The sequence below is a fragment of the Pandoraea oxalativorans genome, assembly GCF_000972785.3.
Lineage (GTDB): Bacteria > Pseudomonadota > Gammaproteobacteria > Burkholderiales > Burkholderiaceae > Pandoraea > Pandoraea oxalativorans.
This window is the reverse complement of record NZ_CP011253.3, coordinates 3,609,730-3,636,140: the sequence shown is the minus strand read 5'-3', so window position 1 is coordinate 3,636,140 and position 26,411 is coordinate 3,609,730. Positions and strand designations below refer to the sequence as shown.

General features: G+C 63.8%; 19 protein-coding genes and 1 pseudogene. 12 read left to right on the top strand and 8 right to left on the bottom strand.

Features of this window, described 5'->3' with window-relative positions:
• Positions 1-22 precede the first annotated feature (22 nt).
• A complete protein-coding gene (locus tag MB84_RS15995) occupies positions 23-925 on the bottom strand; it encodes an RNA polymerase sigma-70 factor (RefSeq protein ID WP_046292493.1) in 903 nt (300 codons plus the stop codon).
• A gap of 218 nt (positions 926-1,143) precedes the next feature.
• Here MB84_RS15995 and MB84_RS15990 point away from each other — a divergent pair.
• A pseudogene (locus tag MB84_RS15990) lies at positions 1,144-1,525 on the top strand (MBL fold metallo-hydrolase); the annotation flags it as partial.
• Between the two features lie 31 nt (positions 1,526-1,556).
• Here the strand turns inward: MB84_RS15990 and MB84_RS15985 are convergent.
• Positions 1,557-2,915, bottom strand: coding sequence for a hypothetical protein (locus MB84_RS15985; RefSeq protein WP_157122756.1), 1,359 nt, complete (start codon positions 2,913-2,915; stop codon positions 1,557-1,559).
• Between the two features lie 304 nt (positions 2,916-3,219).
• Here MB84_RS15985 and MB84_RS15980 point away from each other — a divergent pair, with 304 nt between their 5' ends.
• From MB84_RS15980 to MB84_RS15970, 3 genes are all read left to right on the top strand, one after another.
• A complete protein-coding gene (locus MB84_RS15980) occupies positions 3,220-5,100 on the top strand; it encodes a methyl-accepting chemotaxis protein (protein ID WP_046292491.1) in 1,881 nt (626 codons plus the stop codon).
• A gap of 210 nt (positions 5,101-5,310) precedes the next feature.
• Positions 5,311-5,667, top strand: coding sequence for a GFA family protein (locus tag MB84_RS15975; protein WP_046292490.1), 357 nt, complete (start codon positions 5,311-5,313; stop codon positions 5,665-5,667).
• A 231-nt stretch (positions 5,668-5,898) separates the two neighbouring features.
• The gene (locus tag MB84_RS15970) at positions 5,899-7,494 is read left to right on the top strand and encodes a methyl-accepting chemotaxis protein (protein WP_046292489.1); all 1,596 of its coding nucleotides are present in this window, start codon (positions 5,899-5,901) and stop codon (positions 7,492-7,494) included.
• Between the two features lie 241 nt (positions 7,495-7,735).
• Here MB84_RS15970 and scpC read toward each other — a convergent pair whose 3' ends face one another.
• Positions 7,736-9,232, bottom strand: coding sequence for a succinyl-CoA:acetate CoA-transferase ScpC (gene scpC / locus MB84_RS15965; RefSeq protein WP_046292488.1), 1,497 nt, complete (start codon positions 9,230-9,232; stop codon positions 7,736-7,738).
• Between the two features lie 204 nt (positions 9,233-9,436).
• Between scpC and MB84_RS15960 the strand changes: the two genes are divergently transcribed.
• Entirely contained in the window at positions 9,437-10,339 is a 903-nt protein-coding gene (locus MB84_RS15960; protein WP_046292487.1) for a LysR substrate-binding domain-containing protein, read from the top strand.
• Between the two features lies 1 nt (position 10,340).
• On the opposite strand, the gene MB84_RS15955 is transcribed toward MB84_RS15960, so the two are convergent.
• The gene (locus MB84_RS15955; RefSeq protein ID WP_046292486.1) at positions 10,341-10,658 is read right to left on the bottom strand and encodes a hypothetical protein; all 318 of its coding nucleotides are present in this window, start codon (positions 10,656-10,658) and stop codon (positions 10,341-10,343) included.
• A 216-nt stretch (positions 10,659-10,874) separates the two neighbouring features.
• Between MB84_RS15955 and MB84_RS15950 the strand changes: the two genes are divergently transcribed.
• Both MB84_RS15950 and MB84_RS15945 read left to right on the top strand, forming a co-directional pair.
• Entirely contained in the window at positions 10,875-12,470 is a 1,596-nt protein-coding gene (locus tag MB84_RS15950; RefSeq protein WP_084009825.1) for an EAL domain-containing protein, read from the top strand.
• 177 nt (positions 12,471-12,647) lie between these two features.
• Positions 12,648-12,962: a hypothetical protein gene (locus tag MB84_RS15945; RefSeq protein WP_046292484.1), complete on the top strand. Its 315-nt coding sequence runs from the start codon at positions 12,648-12,650 to the stop codon at positions 12,960-12,962.
• A gap of 134 nt (positions 12,963-13,096) precedes the next feature.
• Here MB84_RS15945 and MB84_RS15940 read toward each other — a convergent pair whose 3' ends face one another.
• Positions 13,097-13,795, bottom strand: a complete 699-nt coding sequence (locus tag MB84_RS15940) for a hypothetical protein (RefSeq protein ID WP_046292483.1) — start codon at positions 13,793-13,795, stop codon at positions 13,097-13,099.
• A gap of 578 nt (positions 13,796-14,373) precedes the next feature.
• Between MB84_RS15940 and MB84_RS15935 the strand changes: the two genes are divergently transcribed.
• Complete coding sequence (locus MB84_RS15935) at positions 14,374-15,741, top strand: MFS transporter (RefSeq protein WP_046292482.1); 1,368 nt, start codon at positions 14,374-14,376, stop codon at positions 15,739-15,741.
• A 185-nt stretch (positions 15,742-15,926) separates the two neighbouring features.
• Positions 15,927-17,141, top strand: a complete 1,215-nt coding sequence (locus MB84_RS15930; protein ID WP_046292481.1) for a multidrug effflux MFS transporter — start codon at positions 15,927-15,929, stop codon at positions 17,139-17,141.
• Between the two features lie 51 nt (positions 17,142-17,192).
• Here MB84_RS15930 and MB84_RS15925 read toward each other — a convergent pair whose 3' ends face one another.
• Entirely contained in the window at positions 17,193-19,484 is a 2,292-nt protein-coding gene (locus MB84_RS15925; protein WP_157122910.1) for a cytochrome P450/oxidoreductase, read from the bottom strand.
• Between the two features lie 307 nt (positions 19,485-19,791).
• Between MB84_RS15925 and MB84_RS15920 the strand changes: the two genes are divergently transcribed.
• The 3 genes from MB84_RS15920 (at position 19,792) to MB84_RS15910 (ending at position 23,638) form a co-directional block, all read left to right on the top strand.
• Positions 19,792-20,694 carry an IclR family transcriptional regulator gene (locus MB84_RS15920; RefSeq protein WP_084009824.1) on the top strand — a complete coding sequence of 301 codons (903 nt, stop codon included), beginning with the start codon at positions 19,792-19,794 and terminating at the stop codon, positions 20,692-20,694.
• A 259-nt stretch (positions 20,695-20,953) separates the two neighbouring features.
• Complete coding sequence (locus MB84_RS15915) at positions 20,954-21,838, top strand: 4'-phosphopantetheinyl transferase family protein (protein WP_157122755.1); 885 nt, start codon at positions 20,954-20,956, stop codon at positions 21,836-21,838.
• Between the two features lie 150 nt (positions 21,839-21,988).
• Complete coding sequence (locus MB84_RS15910) at positions 21,989-23,638, top strand: ABC transporter substrate-binding protein (protein WP_084010050.1); 1,650 nt, start codon at positions 21,989-21,991, stop codon at positions 23,636-23,638.
• Between the two features lie 90 nt (positions 23,639-23,728).
• On the opposite strand, the gene MB84_RS15905 is transcribed toward MB84_RS15910, so the two are convergent.
• Positions 23,729-24,619 (bottom strand): NAD(P)-dependent oxidoreductase, encoded by an 891-nt coding sequence (locus MB84_RS15905; RefSeq protein ID WP_046292477.1) that lies wholly within the window; start codon positions 24,617-24,619, stop codon positions 23,729-23,731.
• Positions 24,616-26,361 carry a dihydroxy-acid dehydratase gene (gene ilvD / locus MB84_RS15900; protein ID WP_046292476.1) on the bottom strand — a complete coding sequence of 582 codons (1,746 nt, stop codon included), beginning with the start codon at positions 26,359-26,361 and terminating at the stop codon, positions 24,616-24,618. Before ilvD ends, MB84_RS15905 begins: the two co-directional genes overlap by 4 nt.
• Positions 26,362-26,411: the final 50 nt, after the last annotated feature.

Below are 26,411 nucleotides of genomic sequence, written 5' to 3'. Positions count from 1 at the left end.
CCGATGCGCTTATTTCAGGGCATCACCGTTTGCGCATGGCTGCGGCGATACGTTCGAGCTTGTCGGGATTACGCTGCACCAAAATGCGCGTGAGACGTTCGCCATCGGTCTCGTAAGACTGCGCGGATTCCAGCTCGCCGTCGATGAAGCGCAGCAGCGCCCATTGACCGTTGATCTGGACCACTTCGGTGCGCATCGCGTCGCGGAACCGGAGGGTACCCGCGTAGAAAAGTTGCGCCAGACGCTTGCCGCCGACCAGGCTACGGAAGGCGTTGACCTTGCCGCCGCCATCGCCTACGAGTTCGGCATCGTCGCTCAGCAGCGCGTGCAATCCGTGGAAATCGCTGCGTTGCATGGCGTCGGAAAATGCCAGTAGCAGACGATGCAGGGTGGCGCGTGGCACCGCGTCGCGGGGCGTGCCGTCGCGCAGTTGCTGTCGGGCACGACGCACGAGTTGGCGCACCGCCGCCGGTGTCTTGCCGAGTGTCTGCGCGATGTCCTCATAGTCGGCGTCGAAGACGTCGCGCATCAGGAAGGCGGCGCGAGCGTCGGGCGAGAGGCGTTCGAGCATATACAGGAACGCCACCGACACGTCGTCGGCCAACTCGTGTGCCTGCTCGGGCGTCGCGGGCGCGGACATCAGCATCGGCTCCGGCAGCCAGACGCCGGTGTAATGCTCACGCTCCGCTTTCGCGGCTCGCAGGCGATCGATGGACAAGCGCGTCGTGATGGTCACGAGCCACGCCTCCGGCGTCTCGATGGTCGAGTGCTCGGTAGCGTTCCAGCGCAGCCATGCCTCCTGCACCACGTCTTCGGCCTCGGCCACGGCACCCAGCATGCGATAGGCGATCGCGTACAGCCGGGGGCGATGGCGTTCGAACAGCAACAGCGGGTTGCGGTCGGCGTCGGAGGCAGGAGCTGTCATGAGGGGAGGGAAAGCGCCAGCGGCAAAGCTTCGGGCGGTCCATTTTGCCCCACCGCATGCCCCTCGACAAGGGCGCACAGTGTTGCCCGTGAGGCAACAATTCGGGCTGTGCCGGGATACACGCCGACGTATGCACCGACGTACGCGCCGCCTCCTGTATTGACACGCATTGACGCGCATTGGTGCGTGACGCACAACAACGCGCTTCCTCCGGTCTCGCGACAGCGACCGCTTTCTACGACGCTTATCGCGAGCAATTGCAGACGTTTGAGCATTCGCACGAGGTCGCACCGGGCGTCGCCGTGCGCATCACGGGCGGTCATACACCCGGGCATAGCGTGGTGGATCTCGTCTCGGGGGATGAGCGGCTGACGTTCGCGGGCGACGCCATGTTCCCGGTCGGCTTCGATCATCCAGAGTGGCAGAACGGCTTCGATCACGATCCCGAAGAGCCGACGCGCGTTCGCATCGGCCTCTACGAGGAACTCGCGGAGAACCGTGGCCTGCCGGTCGCGGCCCACTTGCCGTTCCCGTCGCTCGGCGCGCATTGCGCGCAATGGCGATGCGTATCGCTGGGTGCCTGTGATCTGGGATTTCTGAGCGCCTGAACGATCCCGGAGCGGGGCGATGTTTACTGCTCGCCGTCCTCCTCGGAAAGGTGGTTCCCGCCCTCCTCCTCGTTCATCTCGCCGTCCTTTTCGTCGTCATGGTCGTGATCGTGGACGTGGTTCTGCGGGTCGGATCGTGCGATGTACGCCTGGAGTTCTTTGCCCATATGCCGCGGCTTACCCGTGGTCCAACTGATTGGGTTGTGGGCACCGACACGGCCGCCGGCGTCGGTGATGATGAGTGGATTGCCCTGGTGTGCGTATGACCCGGCAGTCGACACGCCGAACGACGCGAGGCCGGTATTTTGAGCCAGGAACGAGAACTGCGGCGGCAGATGCTGATCGAGCAGGCCACCGTACTTTCCGACCGTATTGGCCATTTCCTGATTGCATCCGCCGGGGAAGCCGCTTTCGCCGAATTTTCCGCAGGATGCGCGATTCTCGACGATGTCTGTCGTTACCCCCGGCATGCCCATGACCGACGCAAGGTATTCCATATCGTCTTCGGTCGGCTCGTCCGGGATGACTCGCGCGGTATCGATTCCGAGCATGGACGCCGTGTTGTTCAGATCCGTTGCGTTTTGCTCGACAGCTTTCTCGAACCCTTGACTATGCACAGCTAGCGCCTCAGCGTGACCTTTCTTGCGGCCCGGCGGCAGTGTCACGCCTTGCGGTGGCGGGCCTTGCATGACGACATTCTGTTTATGAAACGCAAACGGGGACGTTCCGGGAAGGCTGTTCAGCGACGTACTCTGACCGCTCGGGCTAAAGACTTGTCGATTGTCGTCAGGCCCGTTCGTCATGATGACGGCGTATGTATTTTGTCCGCTGAAAGCTGTCTTGCCCGGCTCGGTCACGAAGGCGGAGCCACCCGCCATGACCGACCCCACCTGATTCTGATGGACCTGTCCGCCCGTCGTCAGCACCGGACCGAAGTGCGCGGGGTACTGATGCAGCGCGGTGGAAAGCGGATTCTCAAGCGTCGGCTCCGGCCCTGTCGGTGGCCGGAACTGAAAGTTGACCGGCGGGCGCTCGCGCCGCGCCTGTTCCGCACGTTCGCGCTGAACCTGTTCTTCGGCCGCCTTTGCTTCCTCGTAGGTATGGAACTCGCGGCCCGGGACTTCGGAGCTTCGATACGGGCGTCCGCTTCGCCCGCCAGTGACTACGCGCTGAATCGGCGGTGTACTCGACACAGGGATAGCGCAACGTGTCGAACGGCGATCTGCCATCGCTTGAATCGCGCTGTGCTGCGAGGCGACGGGGCGATTGTCGGAAATGTGGGTTATACCGGTGAGCCGGGCGTTTTCACGCTTCTGGATCGGATGCCGCGATGCGACATGGTCACAGTCACAGGGTTCTACGCGTTCGACGAGCTGTTTCACGGAATTCACCTGAATTCGGGAGTGAACGAGGCAACTGACGGTCACCGCACTATAGCCGACGCATGCGTCGTATGTCCCGGTTCCGTGCAGGAATCGAAACGCTCTGCATATCCATTCGTATCCCTGACGTTTCGCTATCCGTAACGATAGGAAAATATGCAACCGGAATTTCGGGTTAACACCTAAAGTTCTTCCTGCGACTGCCGTAATTTCCGAGGTGGAACCTCCCACCTCGTGGAGCCGGTAGCCTGGGTGCCGGTCTCTTGTCTTTCGACCCCCCTAGCCGCAGGCCTGCCTCGACAGCATGACAGTATCTTCGCTTAGAACACGCATCATTCTGATCGCGTGTGCCACCGTCATTGGTGCACTGATCCTCTCCGGCATTACCACTTACATCATCGTGCGCGACAGCATGATGTCCACCATCTCCAACACGCTCGACGCGGTCGCACGGGGCAATACGCTCGCAGTGGAACGCTGGGCGGCCGCCAAGGGCCAGTCGGTCGTCGGCACCGCCGCAGCCGTCGAAAAGGGCGAGCAGGGCGTGGCGCTCACGAAGCTGCTCGGCGCGACCAACGGTTTCCCGATTTCCAGCATCGGCTGGAGCGACAAGTCGTACTTCTCCAGCGGCCCCACGCCGCCCGACTACGATCCGACCGCACGCCCCTGGTACAAGGGCGCGACCGCGGCGGGCAAGCTGACCGTGGTCAAGCCGTATGCCGACATCGCCTCGGGCAAGCTGTACGTGTCGTTCGCCGCACCGATTCTGCGCGACGGGCAGACGCTCGGCGCCGTGAGCGGAGCGGTGCCGCTCGACGCAGTGCAGGACGTCGTCAAGGCCGTGCACCCCACGCCGTCGAGTCTCGCGTTCGTGGTCTCGCGCGACGGGCTCGTCATCGCACACCCCGACGAGAAACTCATGCTCAAGCAGTCGAGCGACCTCGCCTCGGCGCTCACGCCCGACGCGCTCGTCAAGATGGAGCACGCCACCGAGCCGACGGAAGTCGAACTCGGCGGTGCGCCGAAGCTCGTCAAGGCGCAACCGGTGCCGGGCACCGACTGGCTCTTCGTCGTGGCGCTCGACAAGGCCGAAGCCACCGCCGGTCTCTCGCGCGTGCTGAGCGGCACGGTCATTTCGCTGATCGTGCTGACGCTGTGCGCCATCGGTATCGCGAGCTTCTTCACGTCGCAAGCGTTCCGTCGTCTGTCGCAAGTGCGTGACGCCATGGATACCATCGGCTCCGGCGGCGGCGATCTGACGCGTCGTCTGGATGTCGTCGGTCACGACGAAGTCGCGCAGATCTCGACGTCGTTCAATGCGTTCGTCGACAAGATCAGCACCGTCATGCTCGACGTGCGCTCCGGCGTTCACGGCATGACCTCGGCGACCAGCGAAATCGAAATGGGCAACCGCGATCTGTCGCAACGTACGGAATCTTCGGCCGGTACGTTGCAGGAGACGTCGGCGGCGCTCACCGAGCTCACCGCCAGCGTCAGGCAAACGGCCGAGGCCGCTGAGCATGCCACACGTCTGGCGGGCGACGCCAGCGACGCTGCCGCGCGCGGCGGAGAAGTCGTGACCGGCGCCGTCACCACGATGAGTGAAATCGCCAAGTCGTCGGAGCGGATTACCGAGATCATCGGTGTGATCGACGGCATTGCCTTCCAGACCAACATCCTGGCGCTCAACGCCGCAGTGGAAGCGGCGCGTGCGGGGGAGCAGGGGCGTGGCTTTGCGGTCGTGGCCGGTGAAGTGCGCACACTGGCGCAACGCAGCGCCGCTGCCGCGCAGGAAATCAAAACGCTCATCGAAGCCTCGGTGCAGAACGTCAAGAGCGGCACGCAACGCGTGCAGGCGGCGGGCGACACGATGGGCGAGATCGTCGACGGTATCTCCCGTGTGCGTCGTTTGATCGGCGAGATTCACTCGGCGGTGACGGAGCAGAGTACCGGTATCAGCCAGATCGACCGCAGCGTGGCCGAAATGGATCAGTCGACGCAACAGAACGCGGCGCTTGTGGAGGAATCGGCGGCGGCGTCCGCGATGCTCAGCGAGCAGGCGCGTAACCTCGCCCAGACCGTGGCGCTGTTCCAGCTTCGCGAGCATAGCCGTCACGGTGTCACCGTGATGCACTCGCCGCAGGGCGCACGCGGTTCGCGCGACGAACCGGCACTCGCGGCATAAAGGCGTCAATATGAGTCAGCGAGCGCTTCAGCGCGTTCGCTGACTCGGGTCACCGCTTCACCTTTGGCATGCCGACGCACCGTTGCCCGACGCTGCCCGCCCGCTGGAATTTGTCGCACAATGGAGCGCATTCCGGCGGGCACTTCCCGAAGTCCCCCCCATCCCGAATTACCGCCGGTAGCGTTTTCCTTAACTCGAAGGAGAGACGTCATGGCGAATCAGCAATACTCAGGCGGCTGTCATTGCGGCAATCTTCGCTTTGTTGCGAATATTGAATTGTCCAAAACAATTACGTGCAATTGTTCTATCTGCAAAAAGCGCGGATTGATTCTTGCTTTCACGCCGATTGCGGATTTTTCGCAAACGGCTGGCGAAGGAAAGGCGCGGGAATATCTTTTCAATAAGCACGTCATTCGTCACCAGTTCTGTCCGAATTGCGGCGTCGAAGCGTTTGCCTTCGGACAAATGCCGGACGGCGCCAAAATGGCCGCAGTGAACGTGCGCTGCATCGACGACATCGATCTCGACACCGTCCACCCGACACCCTTCGACGGCGCGAGCCGATGATGTCGATAGATTATTAAATATATGGCAATGAATATTTAATGATATTTTCATCGTCATCGGTTTGTTCATCAAAACCAACGAAATAAAACGCTGAAAAACGTTTCGATTTCCGGCATTCGAAGTGTATTGAAAGCCATGCCGTGAGAATCAGGGGTTAATTGGCTCAAGTTTTATGAATGGTTGCCCGTTATCGCATGCGATTGTTATCGTTTTGTCGCATATGGAGCGGGCATGAAGTTCTTGGGTAGTCTCAAAATCGGCACACGGCTGAGCGTCGGGTTCGCCATCACGTTGATTCTCTTGTGTATTGTGGGCGGCATGGCTGTCTTTCAGGCGTCGCGCATCTACGGGGGAACACGCGATCTGGCCGACAACTGGCTGCCCAGCGTGCAGACGCTCGGCACTGCGCAAGTGGCCGCCAACTCGGCGCGTCGGGCCTCGCTGGCCGTCTTGCTTACCACCGTCGACAGCACGCGGACGGAAGAGGAGGCCAAACGTCTGGCGGCCATCGACCTGATGAACAAGACGCTCGACAGTTACGGCAACATGGTGGCGTCGAGCGAAGACCGTCGTGCCTACGACGCCGTCAAGGCGGCTTGGGCCGACTATCTGGCCATCGACAATCGGGTCGCTGTCCTGGAGCAGGGCGACGACGCGGCAAAGACGCAGGCACGCAGCATCGCCATGACGGAGGCCGTCAAGAGCTTCGGCACGCTCAGCACCCGGCTGGCCGAACACGTAGTCGTGAACCGCGCGGGTGCCGTCGCTGCGACGGATACTGCCGCTGCCAACTATCACGCAGCCTTCATTGCCGCCATCGCATTGATTCTGCTCGCGCTGGCCGTGGCGACACTCACGGCATGGCTCATCACGCGCTCCATCACGGGACCGATCGGCCGGTGTGTGGAGATCGCCCAGACGGTTGCGCGCGGGGATCTCAGCTCGCGTATCGACGTGCAGGGCCAGGACGAACTGGCGCTGCTGCTCGGCTCGCTCAAGGACATGAACACCAGGCTCGCGCAGGTCGTGGGGCAGGTGCGCAACACAAGTGAGAGCATTGCCACGGGCTCGGCGCAGATTGCCGCTGGCAACACCGACCTGTCGTCACGCACGGAGCAGCAAGCGGCGTCGCTCGAGGAAACGGCGGCGAGCATGGAAGAGCTGACGACGACCGTCAAGCAGAACGCCGACAACGCGGAGCAGGGCAATGTGCTGGCGTCGAACGCTTCGCATATCGCACAACGCGGCGGGGAAGTCGTGCGTCAGGTCGTCGAGACGATGCGCGAGATTTCGGATGGCTCGGCGCGCGTGGCGGACATCACGAGCGTGATAGAAGGGATTGCGTTCCAGACCAACATCCTCGCACTCAACGCGGCGGTGGAAGCCGCGCGCGCGGGCGAGCAGGGACGCGGATTCGCTGTGGTCGCAGGCGAGGTGCGTACGCTGGCACAGCGCAGCGCGAATGCCGCGAAGGAAATCAAGGAGCTGATCGAGGCGTCGACGCGTCAGGTGAGCGTCGGCGCGAAGCTCGTCGCCGATGCGGGGAATACGATGGACGAAGTGGTGCACGCCGTCAAACGCGTGACCGATCTGATGGCGGAAATTGCCGCCGCCTCGACCGAGCAACGCACGGGCATCGAGCAAGTGAATCAGGCGGTCATGCAGATGGATACCGTCACGCAGCAGAACGCGGCGCTGGTGGAAGAAGCCTCGGCGGCCGCTCAGTCGATGGCGGCACAGTCGAGCGGCCTGCGCGAACTGGTGTCGATCTTCCGTATCGACGGCGCGGCCAATCAGGGGCAGGTGGTGCAGCGGATATCCGCATGAGCCTCAGTGAGGCGTGCCCCGGCGCGTCTCAGTGCAGGCGCACCGGTCATCCCGTAAAAAACGGCTCGCCCGCGCACGCCGGCGAGCCGTGAATGCCGGAACGCTCTCACCAGCGTCCGGCCCATGAGACCGCATGCGTCTCACGTTCTTCTCGGCAGCGACACGTAGGGTCGATGCCGGCCAATCGGCGTCCGTGCGCCCGCCCCCCGGCGATGGCGTCCGGCACCGATGTCCCATGACGTTATTTCCCCGCCAGCATCGAGCCGCGCTCGCGTAAGTTGACGTGCAGATCGAACGCACGCTCGAGTGCGTGCGGCGTCTGCCCGCCAAAGCGTTGGGCGTCGCGATAATAATCGCGCAGCACCTCGCGGTAGCTCGGGTGTGCGCAATTGTCGATGACGAGGTTCACGCGCTCGCGCGGGGCAAGGGTGCGCAGATCGGCCAGTCCCTGCTCCGTCACGATGATGTCGACGTCGTGTTCGTTGTGATCGACGTGCGGCGCCATCGGAACGATGCTCGAAATCTTGCCGTCCTTGGCAATCGACTTCGTCGCGAAGATCGCCATGCGCGCGTTGCGGGCGAAATCGCCCGAGCCACCGATGCCGTTCATCATGTGCGTGCCGCCGACGTGCGTCGAATTGACGTTGCCGTAGATATCCACTTCCAGCGCGGTATTGAGCGCGATCAGTCCGAGTCGACGAATCACTTCCGGATGGTTGCTGACTTCTTGAGGACGCAGCACGAGCTTGTCGCGATAACGTGAAAGCTGTTTGAACACACGGTCCTGCACCGCCTGCGAGACCGTGATCGACGAGCCGGAAGCGAACACCATCTTGCCCGCGTCCATCAGATCGAACGTGGAGTCCTGAAGGACTTCCGAGTACATCGTCAAATCGTCGAACGGCGATTCGATGAAGCCGCTGAGCACGGCGTTCGCAATGGTGCCGATGCCCGACTGGATAGCGGGCAAGGTGCGCGGCAGGCGTCCACGCGAGACTTCGTGCTGGAAGAATTCGATGAGATGGCCGGCAATGCGTTGCGTGTCGGCGTCCGGCGGCAGCGCGTTGGAGGCGCTGTCGGGCGTGTCGGTAATGACGATGGCCGCGATCTTCTCCGGCGCGATCTTGACGACGTTCGTCCCCACGCGGTCGCGCACGTCGACGATGGGCAGCGGCGCACGATGTGGACGTTGGCCCGGAATCCAGATGTCGTGCATGCCTTCGAAGGCGAGAGGCTGCGCGAGGTTGATCTCCACGATCACCTTTTCCGCGAGGATGGCGAAGCTCGCCGAATTGCCGACCGACGAACTCGGCACGAGGCCACCGTCTTCAGTGATGGCGACCGCTTCGATCACCGCGACGTCCAGCTTGCCGAATTGACCGGTGCGCAGGAATTCGACCGTCTCGGAGAGATGCTGGTCGACGAACATCACTTCGCCGCGATTGATCGCGCTGCGCAACGTCGTGTCGACCTGAAACGGCAGCCGCTTGGCGAGCACGCCCGCTTCCGTGAGCGTCTTGTCGGAGTCATGCCCCAGCGACGCCCCGGTGATCAGCGTGATCTTCATCGGGTGGGCTTTCGCCCGGCGGGCCAGCGCAATCGGCATGTCCTTGGCGTCGCCGGCGCGGGTGAATCCGCTCATACCCACCACCATGCCGTCGCCCACGAGCTTGGCAGCATCGTCGGCAGTCATCACCCGGTCGCGCAGCGACGCCAGGCGAATGCGGTCTTCAAACATCGTGAGGCTCCTCGTCTCTTCTCGTCTCTTATTCGAATCTCTTGGATTCTTGGCGCGCCCCGCGATGGATATGCCGGTCTGCGCTTGACTCGAAGTGTATTGACCCATCGGTCACATTTCCAATATATTGAACATAGCGTTTTCATACTTTTGATGTATCAACGATGCAAAGCCATATGGCATCGGGCTGACGGAGGAGCGGTCATGGAATTGCGGCATCTGCAATATTTCATTGCTGTCGCCGAAGAGCGTCATTTCACGCGCGCGGCGGCGCGGGTGGGCATCCAGCAACCGCCGCTGAGCTTGCAGATCAAGCAACTGGAAGCTGAACTGGGCGGGCCGTTGTTCGTGCGGCTGCCGCGCGATGTGGTGCTCACGGAGCTGGGCGAGGCGTTCTTGCCGGAGGCGCGGCAGATTCTCGAGCGCGTGGAGCGCACGCGGCGGCGCATGCAGCAGATCTCACGTGGCGAAGCCGGGCACATTCGCATCGGTTTTGCCGGTGCGACGTATTTCGAGCCACGGATTCCGGCATGGATTCGCGACTTCAGAGCGCGCTATCCCGACGTGCAGTTGCATCCACAGCAGAGCAATACGGCCAGCTTGCTCACGGCGCTCGTGGACGACGCGGTCGACGCCGCGTTCGTGCGCACGCCGTTCGACGTGCCGCCCGGCATCGTCAGCCTGCCGGTCGTGGACGAGCCGATGGTGCTGGTGCTGCCGCTGGGGCATCCGATGTGCGCGCGCGAGCGCGTCCCGCTCGCCGCACTCGCGCAGGACGAATTCATTCTGCTGCCGCGCGACATCAGCCCGGCGCTCTACGACCGCACGGTGGCCGCATGCGAAGCGGCAGGCTTTCGGCCGAAGCTGGGACAGGAGGCGCCCCAGATCACGTCCATCGTGCCGATGGTCGCGGCGGGTTTCGGGGTGTCGCTCGTACCGGCATCGGTGAGCCAGATTCGTACGCCGGGCATGGGCTTCTGGCCCATCGATGCCGAGGGCGGCGAAGTACCGCTAGCGCCAATCAGCCTCGCCTATCGCGAAGACCATGGCTCGGCAGCGCTCGATCGTTTCATCGCAATGTTGCCGACCTCGAGCGACGCCGTATGACTCAGTGATAGCCGCGTTGCCCGGGGCTCGGCAGGGCGTCGCCGTCGGTGGATTTCCAGCCGTTCGCACGCAGTCTGCCGGTGAGCAGCGGATGAATCATCACAGCGTATAGCAGGCAGGTAGCGGGCAGCGAAATCGCCAGCAGCGAATCGTTCCAGAGCAGGGCGGGGCCGATGGCGAGCACCGTCCAGAGCAGCGCGTGCCACGTGAAGCGGTATGCGAGCAGGTAGAGCGGGCCGAGAAAGAAGGCCGCGATGCAGGACAGATGCGAAATCTCGATGACGTCGCCGTTCGCGGGATGGCGAAATTTGAGTGTCATGGCGAGTTCGCTGTCGATGGGAAGAAGCGGCCACGTTACCCCGGCGTCGACCCAAAATCGTCCCACTTATGAGGCGACCTGCGCGCGAGCGTCGAGACCTGTCGGAGACGCGCCCGGGCGGGGGGGCGTTGAATAGCAATCCGATGCGTCCGGGCGGCGGTAGGCTACACTGCTTTCACGCCCCGACATGGGGCGCCACCGTGGACGCCATTCTTCATGCAAATGCTCAGAAGGTTGACCCGCTGGTTGCCGGTGCTTATCGGCGCCATGGCGGGCATGCTGGTCATGCTGCTGATGGGACAGATCGCGCAAACGCGCATCGACGATTTTCGCCTGCGTGCCTACGTGCAGGACGTCATGGGTTTCATGAGCGATGCGTCGATGTCGAGCCGCAACGCATTGCATGACGCAATGTACAGCGGCGCGATGCCCTGTAACGACGCGGACATTCTGGCGCTGCGTCGCGTCGCGATGCGCAGTCCCTATTTCCACGACATCGCCCGGGTCCACGATTCACAACTGCTGTGCTCCGCCGTGGCGGGTCGCCTCGATCCCGCGCCGTCACTGCCGCCCGCCGACCACGAAACGCGCACTGGGGTGAAGCTCTGGCATACGCTCACGGGCATCGTCACACCGGGTGTGCAGGTCAATGCGATGGGCATGGGCGACGTGGTCGTCTTCAGCCCGCCGGTACTGCCTGAGCGGCTGGGGACGCCGGAGTCGGGCTTCGCGTCGGTGGCGTCGACGAGCGACATGCGCTTCGTTTTCTGGCGCGCGGGGCTCGCCGGCGATCAGCAACGCATCACGCTGGGCCGCACGTCGCGCTGGCTCGACATCGGACCGCTACGCCAGTTCTCGCGGTGTTCGAACAGCGTGGATGTCTGTGCGTCGGCGGTTTATACGTCGTCGCGCATCGTGACCAACCCGTGGGGATTGCTGCTGACGTTAGCCGTTGGCGCGGTGGCTGGTGGTGCGATGGGGCAATCGTGGCGTCTGCGTCAGCGGTATCGCACGTCAATCGACTGGGTCACCCAGCAGGCCGCCGAGTCGGGCGGCATTCACCTCGTCTATCAGCCGCTGGTCAGGCTGCGCGACGGGAAAACGGTCGGTGTGGAGGCGCTCGCTCGCCTGAACGACAGCGCGGGCAACCCGATTTCGCCGGACATGTTCATTCCGATTGCAGAACGGCGCGGCGTGATCGGCCTGATCACGCGTCAGGTCACACGCCAGGCATTGATCGAAATGCACGGGCGGGCATTGGCCGACCCCGAATTCCACATCAGCATCAATCTCGCGGCCGTGGACGTCGTCGATCGCACCTTCCACACGTTTCTGAACCATACGGCCGCATCGCTGCGCGTGCCGCGCGCGCAGATTGCGCTGGAGGTGACCGAACGTTCGACGGACAACATGACGCGTCTTCGCGAAGCGCTCGACCGGTTGCGCGTGGACGGCTATCAGATTCACATCGACGATTTTGGCACCGGGTTTTCGAATCTGGCGTACTTGTCGACGCTCAATGTCGATGCGCTGAAGATCGATCGCATGTTCACAAATGCCATCGGAACGGATACGGTGGGCAACGCCATCGTCGACCAGATATGCAAGATGGCGGCGCTGCTGAACGTCGAGGTCATCGTGGAAGGATTGGAAACTCAGGCGCAGGCGGACTACATGCTTGCGATTTGCCCTGACGCGATCGGTCAGGGATGGCTGTTCGGCAAGGCGGTGCCGGCCGACGAACTTGAGGATTCAGGTCCGCGTATCAGGCAAATTACCGAGAATAACGACAACGATTCGGGACTACAGTGAAATCACCGTGGTCCTGAAGTGCCCCCGACCTCCACGGACTGTCCGGCTCGCCGCCCTGGCGAGCCGCTTTTTTTTTCGAACGGCGGTCGGAATTGATGAACATGTTACGATTCCCCGAAAAACAGCATCGGCTGGCAGGCTGGCAGACCTTTAGCTGAAGCTTGAGAGAGGGGACATATGACAGATTCGTTCAAATTCCAGTGGCACTACGTCAGCAATGCGGCGCCAGGACGTCCGTTCGAACTGATGGGGGCAATCACGCCGCGTGCCGACAAGCGCTTTGACGGCGCGGTCGATGCGTATTGCGAAGGCGATTACATCGGGCGTTGCGAGTTTTCGAGCATCGATGCGAATTGCGCGTCCGATGCGGCCGCACAGATTCGAAAACGCATCGAGTGCCGCATCGAGGATCGCGTCGCGAAAGAGAACGAGCGCGCGAACGAGACGGCCCACAGCACGTCGCACAACGCAACGCACAACACAACGCACTAAGCGCAACGCCCTGCGCGAGAAGCGCTGCAACACGCAAGCCGCTCGGCTTGCGTCACCCGCACCTCATTCGTCAATGACGCGCAGCCCCTGCGCGCTTCAAACGCTCACGCCGCCCGAGCAGGGCTTGCGGTCGTTCAGCGCCAGCGATGACAGCAGCGTCCACCCCAGCTCCCCCAGCCACGTCCCCATGAGAACGAAAGCGACACGTTGCCGAGCCACGGCGATGGAGCGTATGCCGGGTAGACCGGTGCGTAGGCAGGGTAGGCGGCATAGACGGGGTAGGTCGGGTAGGCCGCATAAGTCGGGTAAGCCGGGTAAGCAGGATAGGCGGCGTACGGCACGAAGCGCGGGTCGGGCGAATACGACGAGTAGGCGGAATACGTCGAGTCAGCGACGTTGCCCTGCGGCGGTTGCGATGTCTGCGGCGGCACATAGTCGGGGGGTACCGGCGACCCGTTCGGATAGGTCGGGTAGGCCAAGTTTGCGCCGGAACGCCCCGCTTGTCCCGAGGCGGCGGGCGGCCGATAGTCTGGTGGGACAGGCGAGGTGTTGCCGGGCTGGAAGTCGCGCGGCACAGGCGAGCCGTTGGGATACACGGGCGCAGGTGTGGGGGCGGGGCGTACGGGCGTCGACGCAACAGTCGGTGTCGGTACGGGGGCCGTCGCGACGTCACCGCTGAGGACGGTGCCCGGCGCAGCGCGCATGGCTTGCGCCGTCGTGGGTGTTGGGGAGAGCGTCAGCGCGCCGCCCGGGTACTGCACGACGTAACAGCCGGCAAGCGAGCCGACAAACGGCAAAACACAAAGCAGGGTGGCGAGCGGTGCGAGTTTCATGGCGTGGAGTGTAGCGCAGGAAAATGCATTGCCCGCGTCGCTGCCCGCCCGCTTGCATTACGTTCCGTTAGCGGCTACGCGCGCCGGATCGACTCGCCGAAGACGTGACGAATGCGACAGGCAAAAAAAACGGCCAGCGCGTTGCTGGCCGTGAAATCCACCAGGAGGAGGTGGAGGAGACAGGTGCAACTATATCAGGGAAATCCCTAGACGGGTAAACCTTTGTCAAAAAAATCTGTAGAAAAACCACATCTGCGACAATTCGTCGCTTTTTTGCTCGCGAATCGCCCAATTCCCCGTCCCATATAGCCATTCGGTGCGTCATCGGGGCGTCCTCTCATCGTGCGGATGGAGAAAAACCACAAAAATAGCGACCGTTTATTTAAGGCGACGGATATCGCTCGCGCTTTCGCCCGACATCCGAGGCACGCCCGACGCGCTCGCAACCCCTGGAAATCTAAGTGTTTACACTAGGCATTGATTTACGTTCGGCGATATAAAATTCCGCAAAGCGTAATTTCCCCGGCGCCTCGACCGGGACGCAAAACGACGAAGTTGCGAGAACGTTTGGAGACAGGATGAAAGCAGCAGAAGTGAATGTGGGCGCTCTGATCGACGAGAGTCGACTGGGCGGCTATCAGTGGTGGGTGATCGCGCTGTGCGCGATGTGTCTGGTCGTGGACGGTTTCGACGTTCAGGCCATGGGGTATGTTGCGCCGGTCGTCATTCGCGAGTGGGGCATTGCCAAGGAAACGCTCTCGCCGGTCTTCGGCGCAGGGTTGTTCGGCATGCTGGTCGGTTCGCTGACGTTCTCGGCACTGGCGGACAAGCTGGGTCGTCGCCCGGTGCTGATCGGTGCGACGCTGTTCTTCTCCGTGTGCATGATCGTCACCGGTTTCGCCAACTCGATCACCGAGCTGATCGTCTGGCGCTTTGCCGCCGGGCTGGGGCTGGGTTGCATCATGCCGAACGCCATGGCGCTGGCTGGTGAGTACAGCCCGCGTCGCATTCGCGTCTCGCTCATGATGATCGTGTCGTGTGGCTTTACGCTGGGCGGCGTGGTCGGTGGGCTGATTACGGCCGCCATCATTCCCGATCTGGGCTGGCGCGCCGTGTTTTACATCGGTGGAGCCATCCCGCTGGTGCTGGGCCTGTTGATGTGGGTCTCGCTGCCCGAATCGATCCAGTTCCTGATGTTCAAGAAGGGCGCGAAGCCCAGCGATAACGCGCGCATTCGCAAGCAATTGCTGCGGGTCGCGCCGGGCGCGAACGTCCCGGCCGACGCTCGTTTCGTCCTCGACGAGCAAAAGGCCAAGGGTGTGCCGTTCATCGAACTGTTCAAGGACGGTCGCGCACGGGTGACGATGCTGCTGTGGGTCATCAACTTCGCCAACCTGCTCGACATGTACTTCCTGTCGAACTGGCTGCCGACGGTGATCCGCGACGCTGGATATTCGACGCAAGTCGCCGTGATGGCAGGCACCGCCTTGTGGGCGGGCGGCGTGATCGGCACGTTGCTGCTCGGACGTGTGATCGATCGCGTGGGTTTCACGAGCGTGCTGGCGGTGACGTTCCTGATCGCAATTGCGGCCACGGCGGCCATCGGCAACCCGGTGGTGATGGTGTCGATGGTGGCGGTGTTCGTGGCGATCTTCTTCGCAGGTTTTTCGATCATCGGCGGCCAGCCGGCGCTCAATGCACTGGCCGCGACCTACTATCCGACGTCCTTGCGCTCGACGGGCATCGGCTGGAGTCTGGGCATCGGCCGTATCGGCTCGGTGCTGGGGCCGGTGCTGGGCGGCGCGCTGATGCATCTGCAATGGTCGTCGTCGTCGCTGTTCCTCGCAGCGGCGGTACCGGCATGCGTCTCCCTGATCGGCGTGCTGGCCATTGCCCGCACCCAGCGCAGCGACGGTGGCAATCTGCGCACCGCCACGGCGAGCTGATTGGGGTAGTGCAGCGCGCAATGACGGACACATGCACGCGGCAGCGACATAAGCAGCGGTTAAGTGTCCGATAACCATCGAGTATGAAAGTGCGACGCCCGCCAGCGTTATCATGGCGGGCGTCGTCGTTTTTGCGACGTCTCCTGCGATGCGTCAGGCGTCGCACCGCATAATCAAAACGACAAATGACCTCGACGTCCGAACTCTCTCCTGCCTTGCCATCCGAGCGCGTGCTGTTGGGCATTCTCGGCCTGTTCATGATGATCGCGCCTGCGTCGACGGATATGTATCTGCCGGGCCTGCCGACGATGCGTCACGAACTTGGCGCGAGCGCTGCGGCCACCCAACTGACCCTCTCGTACTTCTTCCTCGGTTTCGCTTTCGGACAGTTGGTCTGGGGGCCGCTCGCGGATCGCTTCGGGCGTCGCAAGCCGATGGCGGCGGGGATCGCGTTGTACATCTTCGGCAGCATTGGCTGTGCGTTCGCCGATAGCATCGATCACATGATGATGTGGCGCTTCGTACAGGCGCTTGGCGGCTGTGCCATGCCGGTGATTGCGCAGGCCATCGTGCGCGACGTCTACGGCCCGCGCAACAGCGCGCGCGCTTTCTCGATCATGTTGCTGGTGATGAGCGTAGCCCCGATTGTCGCGCCGTTAGTGGGCGGGCAGATGCTGCGCTTCACGACGTGGCGCGTGATTTTCGGCATTCTCGCGGTGTTCGGCGTGGGGGCTTTGATGGCGCTGTGGCGTCTGCCGGAGACGGGCAACGTGAACGGTCGTCAGGTGGGGGGGGCGCGCGCGATCGTCATGTCGTACTGGCACCTGCTGCGCGACACGCATTTCGTCGGTTATATGGTGGCGGGCGGTGCCGTCTTCGGGGCGTCGTTCACTTACATTACCGGCACGCCGCTCGTGTACATGGAGTACTTTCATGTCTCGCCGCAGTTCTTCGGTGTGTTGTTCGGCATCAACATCGTTGGCATGGCCGCGATGACGATGTTCAATTCGCGACGCGTGGGACAACTGGGTTCGTACCGACTGATGCGCATCGGCATCGTCGGGTGTGCGATCGTGACGTCGGTGCTTTGCGCTGCGGTGTGGATGGGTCTGGTACTGCTGCCCCTGATGGTGGCGATGCTGTTTTTGTTCATGTCGCTGCGCGGCATCATCACGGCCAATTCGGTGGCGGGCGCGCTGGCAAATCACCCGACGCGGGCAGGGGCTGCGGCGGCGCTCGTCGGCAGCGTCCAGTACGGCTTCGGCTTCGCGGCAGGTGGCTTGCTCGGTATGCTTAACGACGGTTCGCCCCGCCCCCTCGTGAGCGTGATGTGCGGCTTCGCCATCCTGGCGCTCGTGTCGCTGATGACGATGTTGCGCAAGCCGCAGAGCGCGCATTGACAAAAAGGGGGCCGCAGCCCCCTTTTCGTTGCCCTCCAACCTTCGCTTCGACTACAGCGCCAGCACCAGCTTCTTGCCGCAGGCGCGCGAGCAGCAGGACATCATCTTCGTATTGGCGTCGCGCTCCGTGCGGGTGAGTACCACGTCGCGGTGATCCACGTCGCCTTCGAGCACCTGCACTTCGCATGAACCGCACAAGCCTTCCTCGCAGTCGCTCTGTACGTCGATGTTCGCCGCGCGCAATGCGGTGAGCAGGGTCTGATCGGCGGGCACCATCACCGTGATGCCGGAATCCTTCAGCGTGACCTCGAAGGCGTGTTCCTTCTCCGGGTCGAGCGTGCCCAGTTGCGACTGGAAGTGTTCGACGCGCAGCGTGTCGTCCGGCCAGTGTGCGCAGCATTGCGCCAGACCGTCGAGCATGCGCACCGGACCGCAGGCGTACACCTGCGTGCCGTCCTGCGGCGTCGCGAGCAGCGTCGCGTAATCCGCGCGTCGCCCTTCGTCCTTCACCCACAAATGCAGCCGGTCGCCATGCAGCGCTTGCAACTCGTCGACGAGCGCCATCGTGCAACGGCTGCGGCCACTGTAGTGAATCTCGTAGTCGATGCCCAGCACCTTGGCGCGGCGTGCCATCGCCGCAATCGGGGTGACGCCGATGCCACCCGCAACGAAGATGGCGCGCGGCGTCGTTTCGTCCAGACGGAAGTGATTGCGCGGACCACGAATGCGCAGACGGTCGCCGACCGAGACTTGCGTGTGAACCCAGTTCGAACCGCCACGGCCTTCCGGCTCATGCAGCACGGCGATCCCAAATGCGCCCGCGTCCGTCGGGTCGCCGCACAACGAATACTGACGCGACAGCCCCGTCTCGCCGCATTCGATATCGATGTGCGAGCCCGGTGCCCAGCGAGGGAGCGCGCGGCCGTCCGGCGCGACCAGGCGCAGCTTGACGATGCCCTCGGCGACCGGCGTGACCGACTCGACCACGACAGGGCGCGTCACACTATGGCCCGACGGCTCGCCGATGCGCACCGGCGCATGACGCGTCAGCACGGCCGGATCGAGGCGCTCGGGATTCAGCGCCGGATCCCATTCCACAAAGACGTGCTCCGGACCGCGGAACGACGTGTTCGGCACGTACGTGAACTTCTGCTCCGCCAGCGTCATGTGCGGCAGGCGGCGCGTGAACTCTTCCAGGAAGATCTGCATCTCCATGCGGGCGAGGTTCTTGCCCATGCACTGATGCGAGCCGTAGCCGAACGTCAACTGATCGCTCGCGTTTTCGCGGCGGATGTCGAACAGGTCGGCGTCGGCGAAATGCGCTTCGTCATGGTTGGCGGACGACGTCACGATCAGCAGCTTCGACCCGGCGGCGATCTCGATGCCGCCGATGGTGACGTCCTTCGTCGCGAGACGTCGCCATGCCGCCACCGAACCGTTGTGACGCAGGCATTCTTCCACTGCGTTCGGAATCAGCGACGGATCTTCGCAGATCTCGCGCCAGACGTCCGGGTGCGAGAGCAGCAGCTTCATCGCGTTGGCCGTGGCGTTGGCCGTCGTTTCGTGCGCGGCCACGATGCCCGCCATCATCATTGAATGCAGATAGGAGTCGGTCACGACTTCCGGGTGCTCCTTCTGCTTGCGAATGCCGTATTGCATCCAGCCCGGGCCGTCCGGGTTCTGACGCATCTTGTCGAGAATCTTGCCCGCGAGTTGCCAGAAATTGCCCACGGCATGCGCCACGGCGACCTGCTCTTCGGGCTTCGGACGTCCCCACGTGTTGACCGTGTGCGCAATCGAGTACTCGCGCAGCTTGTCCATATCTTCCTCGGGCACGCCGAGAAAGTGCAGCGCCACCGTCAGCGGCACTTCCCACAACATCTGATCGACGAGATCGGCACGGCCGTCGTTGATGAAGCGGTCGACGTATTCGCGCGCGAGCTGGCGCACCAGCGGCTCGTGATGCTTCAGATGCTCAGGCGTGAACGGCTCCATGAGCACACGGCGGCGCGGCATGTGCGCGGGCTCGTCTTCGTTCACCAGCGTGCGGTTCAGCGCGAAGCCGTAGGAGGCGAGCACCTCGTTGGCTTCCGGGCCGGTCGGCGTGATCTTTTCCAGCGCAATCGACGGGCTGAACGTGATGTTGTCGCGGAAGATCGCCTTGATGTCGTCGTAACGGGTTACGACCCAGTAGCCGAGCTTCGGGCTGTAGAACACCGGTTCCTGCTCGCGCGCCCAGCGCACGTATTCGGGCGGGTCCTGCTGATAGCCGTCTTCGAACGGATCGAAGTCGGCCGCGCGGGCGCTGACCGGGCAGCCGTTCGGGGCTTTCTCGGTCGACATATTCGACGACTGATGAAACGGGCAGCCGCCGACGCTGGGCGCCGTGGCGTTGGAAGTTGGGGAAAGTGTCTGGCTCATCCGCTCGCTCTCTGAGGCGTTTAGTCCGGTGCGAGAATGCGGCAGCGACCCCCGCAAGGGCCGCGCGGCGACGCACACAATGCATCAAGTGTAGAGGAGCGTTGCCTGTCACATTCTCTGAATCTGTTAAGCGTAAATATAATACGCATAGCGTAAATTAGTAGACTGGGGTTAACCTCTAGACTTGTCCACACCGAGCAACATTGGTTTGCATCTTAAAATCTCGCCGATGACGACAAGCAAACGACCCACGGCAGGCCGCCCGCGAAGCGCGGCTGCGCTTTCCCCGCTTTCCCCGCTTTCCTCTGAGGCAGGCGACGCCCTCGATGCGCCGCGCGAGCGCGGCCGCCGCCAGCGCGTGCAGTCGGCCGAGACCGGCATGGTGGTGCTCAAAGGGCTAGCCCGTCTGGGCGGCCGGGCGAGCCTGACGGCACTGGCGCTGCACGTGCAGCAAAGCCCCGCCAAGGTTCACCGCTATCTGATGAGCCTCGTCGAAGAAGGGCTCGTCGCGCAGGACGCCGACTCGCAACACTACTACCTGGGCCTCGAAGCGATGCTGCTCGGTGTCGCGGCCATGCGCCAGGCCGACCCTGTGCGCGCCGCCGAACCGGCGCTGGTGCGACTGCGCGAAGCCTTCGAGGTGACCTGCTTCATCGCTGTGATGGGCAACAAGGGGCCGACCATCGTGCGCTTCGAGGAGCCGGGCCTGCCGGTGACGATCAACGTGCGGATCGGCTCGGTGATGTCGGTCCTGTGGTCGGCTGCCGGTCGCGTCTTCCTCGGCCTGCTCGACGACCCGCAGGTGCTGGCCATGGCCGAGAGCGAACTGTCGCACGCCACGCCGGAACACCGGACGCAACTCGACGCCTCGGACCCTATCGGCGCATTGCGAGCCTCGGTGCGTGCGGCGCAAGGGGCCTGCGTGCGCGACACGAACCTGACGGGCATCAGCGCGATCGCCGCGCCTGTCTTCAACTACGACGGTCGCCTCGTCGGCGTCATCACCGCGCTCGGAGCGACGGGCGGATTCGACGCCCGCATGGACAGCCCCATCGGTGAAGCGGTCCGTCGTGAGGCGCTGGCGGCGAGTCACGCGCTGGGCTACCGGCCGCCGCTGCCCGGCGGGGCCTGAAGCGACCGGGGCACCCCCGGTCCGCCCCCGATATTTCCCAATCCGATGCGCCCATACGGCCACCGCCTTCGCGGCAGGCCGCGTCTGGGCGTTCTCCCGTTTAAACAAGCGAATTCCCATGCGCTTGTCACTCCTCTCGCGTAGACCTTTGTGTTACTATTTGATAATGATTCTCATTAACAAATAAGCGATTGCCGATGACGCAGCGTCAAGCGGTGCGAGTGGTCGGCGGTCACGTCTGTGGAGGTCGTCATTGTCGATGTTGAAACGAACGGTCGATCTGACGCCGCGCGTAACATCGATTCCCACACCTTCCATGACTTACGTGCCGCTCGGGCAGTTCGGACAGGGCGACCGCAAGCTCACGGGAGGTGCGCAGAATCGCGCGCTGGCGAGTAGCGACGTCGAAGCGGCGAAGCGAGCCGACGGCGGGCCACGCACCGCCGTTTCGCCTTCTCCTCAATGCAGCAGCGACGAACTTTGGCTGTGGCGCTTTCTGCTCGCCGGTCGTCCTTTCGGGGCGACGGGCGCTGCGGCCGGTGGCCCGGACGACGGTGCGACGTGGCTCTCGGCCGCCGAGCATTCGCTGGCGCGCCGCTTGCCGCGCACACAAATGCGTCATCGATTCCTGTCGGAGCGCATTGCGTTGCGCTGGATTTTCGGACGCTGGTTCCGATGTGCGCCTGCGCAGGCACCCGTGCCGACGGCAACGCCGGGCGTCTCGTCGCTGGAGGGCGAAGGTCCGCACGGCAAGGTGTGGATCGATATGGCGCACGCGGGGTTGTGGCTCTTCGTCGCGATGGGGCAGGGCCCGGTGGCACTGGCCGCTCACGCGCCAACGCCGGTCGGTGCCGACGACAATGCGCCGCCAATCGCCCAAGCGAGCCCGCCGCCGAGCGTGCTCGACCCGTTCGCGGTGGCGCGCGACACTGCGCATCGTTTGTGTCTGGCAAGACTTGCAGGCGAGGGACAGTCGCTGGCGTCCGGGGCCGATGTGCCGCTGCTGGCGCACCCTTATGTCGGCGTTCCGTACGCCGGGCAAACGCGCTACCTCTACGACATTTCCGTCAGTTCGCGACTGACGGTGGTGGCCGCGCGCGACAGCATCGTCCATCGGATGCGCGCTTTCGGTTGGCAGAACTGACTTTCTCTTCTTGCGCGCCCTTTTGGTATTTGCGGCTGCGCATCTATGCATATGCTGCGAGGCAAAGGCAGGGGTCCTGAATTTGCGCTATTCTGGCCCGTTGTTTTGCTATCCGTCCTGCCCGTCATCGACTTCCTGGAGAAGAAGCTCATGCGTCGTCGCTCGCTTGCATCCCGCACTACCCGCTCTACTCGCGCTACTCACCGTTCCCGTCGCGTTCTCGCCGCCGCGCTCACCGCGCTCGCTTTGCCGCTGATTCCGCTGGCGGCGAACGCCAAACCGCTCACCGTCTGCACCGAAGCCAGCCCGGAAGGGTTCGACGTCGTGCGCTACAACTCGCTCACTACGACCAATGCCTCTGCCGATCCGGTGTTCAACCGTCTGGTCGAGTTCGATGCTTCGCAAGCCAAGGTCGTGCCGAGTCTGGCGACGAAATGGGAAGTGACGCCGGACGGCCTCACGTACACGTTCACGCTGCGCCCGAACGTCAGCTTCCACAGCAACGATCTCTTCAAGCCGACGCGCGCATTCAATGCCGACGACGTCGTCTTCACGTTCGATCGCATGCTCAACGACAACGCGCCGTGGCACAAGCTCACGCCGTCGGGCTTCCCGCATGCGCAGTCGCTGTCGCTGGGCAAGCTGATCAAGTCGGTGCAGAAGGTCGACGACAACACGGTGCGCTTCACGCTCTCCGAGCCGGACGCCGTGTTCCTCTCGATGCTGTCGATGGGCTTCGCGTCGATCTATTCGGCCGAGTATGCCGACAAGCTCGTCGCGGCGAACAAGACGGATGACCTCAACGCGCGTCCGATCGGCACCGGCCCGTTCGTGTTCCGTAGCTATCAGAAGGACAGTGTGGTGCGGTACGACGCCAACAAGTCGTACTTCGGCGGCGCACCGGCGTCCGAGCGTCTGATCTACACGATCGTGCCGGACCCTGCCGTGCGTGCGCAGAAGGTCAAGGTCGGCGAGTGCCAGATCGCGCTGTCGCCCAAGCCGCTCGACGTGCAGGCCGCGCGTGGCGACAAGGCACTCAAGGTGGTCGAGACGCCCGCTTTCATGACGGCGTTCGTCGCCATCAACACGCAACACAAGCCGTTGAACGACGTGCGCGTGCGTCAGGCGCTGAACCTTGCGTTCGACAAGCCGAGCTACGTGAAGCAAGTGTTCGAAGGCACGGCCACGCCGGCGGTGAACGTGTATCCGCCAAACACGTGGAGCTATGCGAAGAACGTGGCGGACTATCCGCACAACATCGATCGCGCGAAAAAGCTGCTGGCGGACGCTGGTTTCCCGCAAGGTTTCGAGACGACGATCTGGACGCGACCGGCGGGCAGCCTGCTCAATCCGAACCCGCGTGTGGGCGCCGAGATGCTGCAAAGCGACCTGGCAAAGATCGGCGTGAAGGCGCAGATCAAGACGGTGGAGTGGGGCGAGCTGATTCGTCGCGGCAAGGCGGGCGAGCATGACCTGCTGTTCATGGGCTGGTCGGGTGATAACGGCGATCCGGACAACTTCCTCACGCCGCAGTTCAGCTGCGCGGCCGTGACCTCGGGCACGAACTTCGCCCGCTTCTGCGACGCCAGTCTCGACAAGCTGATCAGCGACGGCAAGCGCACGCATGACATCGCGGCGCGCACCGCCAAGTATCAGGCGGCGCAGAAGACGATCAAGGACGATGCGCTGTGGATTCCGCTGGCGCATCCGATCGCGGCCGTGATCACGCGTACCGACGTGTCGGGCTATCAGGTCAGCCCGTTCGGCCGTCAGGACTTCTCGACGGTGAAGGTCAAGTAAGCCGCTCACTCGCCGCAGACGTTCCTGGAAGACAAAAAGCCATGCCCATCCACGGGCATGGCTTTTTTTCATGACGCGGACAGACTGACCTCAAGCGTCCGGCGCGCTCTCCGCTTCGCCGATGCGGAACACCTGCGACAGGTCCCAGTCCGCCATGCCGCGCTCTGCGGCGTCCTTCAGCAAACGACGCACTTCCGGCAGCACGCGCTGCACGGTTGCGCTTGCGTGCGCCAGTTCGGCAATCGCGTCGAGGTCCTTCAGAATCACGCGCACCGTGCCGGTGGCGAAGTCGGGCGGCGTCACCATGCGCGGCCAGAGCGTCTGCATGAGGACGGAATCGGCCCAGCCACCTTGCAATGCCGACGGGACCGCCGCTGTGTCGATGCCGCTGCGCTTGGCCAGCACGAAGGCTTCGGCCAGACCTGCGAGCGTCGTGGCGACGATGGCCTGATTGGCGAGCTTGGTCGTCTGACCCGCACCGATGTCGCCCATGCGGGTGACGCGCGACGAGAAAGCGCGCAGCACCGGCGTCACGGCTTCGATAGCCTCGGCGGGACCGCCCGCCATGATGGCCAGCGTGCCTGCCTGCGCACCGCCCGTGCCGCCGGACACCGGGGCGTCGATCCAGACGCTGCCGGTGGCCTCGGCCCAGCGCTTCGCGAGATGGCGGGTGAGCGCGGGCGAGAGCGTCGAGTGATCGACGAGATAGCGCGGGGGCGTTGCGGCGTGCACGAGCCCGCGCTCACCGAACACCACGTCCTCAACCGCCTTTCCATCACCCAGACAGAGCAGGGCGATGTCGACGCATTCGCCGAGCGCCTGCGGCGTCACACAGGCCATCGCACCGGCATCGGTCAGCGCGCCGAGCTTGGCGGCAGAACGGTTCCAGACGGCGACGTCGTGGCCAGCAGCGAGCAGCCGCTGCGTCATGGGTTCGCCCATGCGGCCGATGCCGCAAAAGCCTACGCGTGGGGTAGTCATCGATTCGGGTCCTCGTGGGTTGGCGTCTCCCCGATCGACGCTTCGTAGGGCCATTCCACAGCCCCCGAATGGGTCACCGCGCCCAGCTTGGCGGGCCGTACGAGCGCTTCGTACTTTTCCAGTACGCCGCCCAGACGACCGCGCACGAACGGTTTGGCCTCGGCGGCGCGTGCGGCGAGTGCTTCGTCGGAGAGTTCGACGTCGAGCTTACCCTTGATTGCGTCGATGTGGATGGTATCGCCGTCCCGAAGTAGGCGAATCGGTCCGCCCGCCGCCGCTTCGGGGCCGACGTAACCGATGCACATGCCGCGCGTCGCGCCCGAGAAGCGGCCGTCCGTGAGCAGCGCGACCTTCTCGCCCATGCCTTGCCCGTAGATCGCTGCCGTCACACTCAGCATCTCGCGCATGCCCGGTCCGCCCTTGGGGCCTTCGTTGCGAATCACGAGCACATCGCCCTCGCGGTACGTCTGCGCGGACACCACGGCCATGCAGTCCTCTTCCGTCTCGAACACGCGAGCGGTGCCGGTGAACGTGAGCTGCTTGAGGCCTGCGGTCTTGAGCGCCGCGCCGTCGGGTGCGAGGTTGCCGCGCAGCACGACCAGTCCAGCGTTGGGCGAGAGGGGTTCGGTGTGCGGCTTGACCACGCGTCCGTCGGGACCGGGGAAGGCGCGCAACGCGTCGGCGAGCGTCTCGCCCGTCTGCGTCAGGGTGTCGCCGTGGATATGACCGCCTGCGAGCAGCGCGTTGAGCACCGCAGGCACGCCGCCGACGTGATGCAGATCGACGGCCAGATAGCGTCCGCCGGGCTGCATGTCGCCGATGAGCGGTGTGCGGGCGAGGACTTCGGAGACGTCGTCGAGCGTGAACTCGATGCCTGCCTCGTGGGCAATGGCCGGAATGTGCAGCATGGCGTTGGTCGAGCCGCCGGTCGCCGCTACGGCAGCACAGGCGTTCTCCAGACTCTTGCGCGTGACGAGGTCGCGCGGCAGCGGTCCGCCGTTGCGCAGCGCACGCATCACGTTCTCGCCAGCGCGACGCGCAATCGCAATCCGTTCGCTGTAGACGGCCGGTACCATCGCGGAGCCGAGCGGCGCAAGGCCGAGCACTTCCGCGACCATCGCCATCGTGTTGGCCGTGAACTGACCGGGGCATGAGCCTGCCGTCGGTGTGCACCGTTTTTCGATGCCGCGCAGGGTCTCGGCGGACATATCGCCGCGTTGGGCCGTGCCGACCGCTTCGATGGCGGTGAGGATAGTGGCCTGCGAGCCGTCGGGCGCGACGCCGGGCAGCATCGCACCGCCGAAGAGGAACACGCCGGGCACGTTCACGCGCACCATGCCCATCAGAATGCCGGGCAACGTCTTGTCGCAACCCGCCACGCCGACGAGCGCGTCGTAGCAATGCGCGCGCACGAATAATTCGACACTGTCGGCGATCGTCTCGCGCGAGACCAGCGAGAAGCGCATGCCCGAGTGGTTCATCGACGTGCCGTCGGATACCGAGATGGCCGAGCCGCGAATCGGCACGCCGCCGCCGGCGGCCACGCCAAGACGCACGTTGTCCGAAATCTGATTCAGCGACATGGAGCAGGGCGTGTTCTCGCCGAAGGTGTCGACGATGGCCACGAAGGGTTTGTCGATGGCGGCGTCGTCGAGGCCGGTCGCGCGCAGGAAGGCGCGATGCGGGGTGCGCGTGACGCCTTCGGTCACCGTGCGGGAGCGGTGTTTGTGCAGATCTGTCATGGGGACTTCCTTATGCTTTTGTGGCGGCTGCGCATGCGTCGACCCGAGGT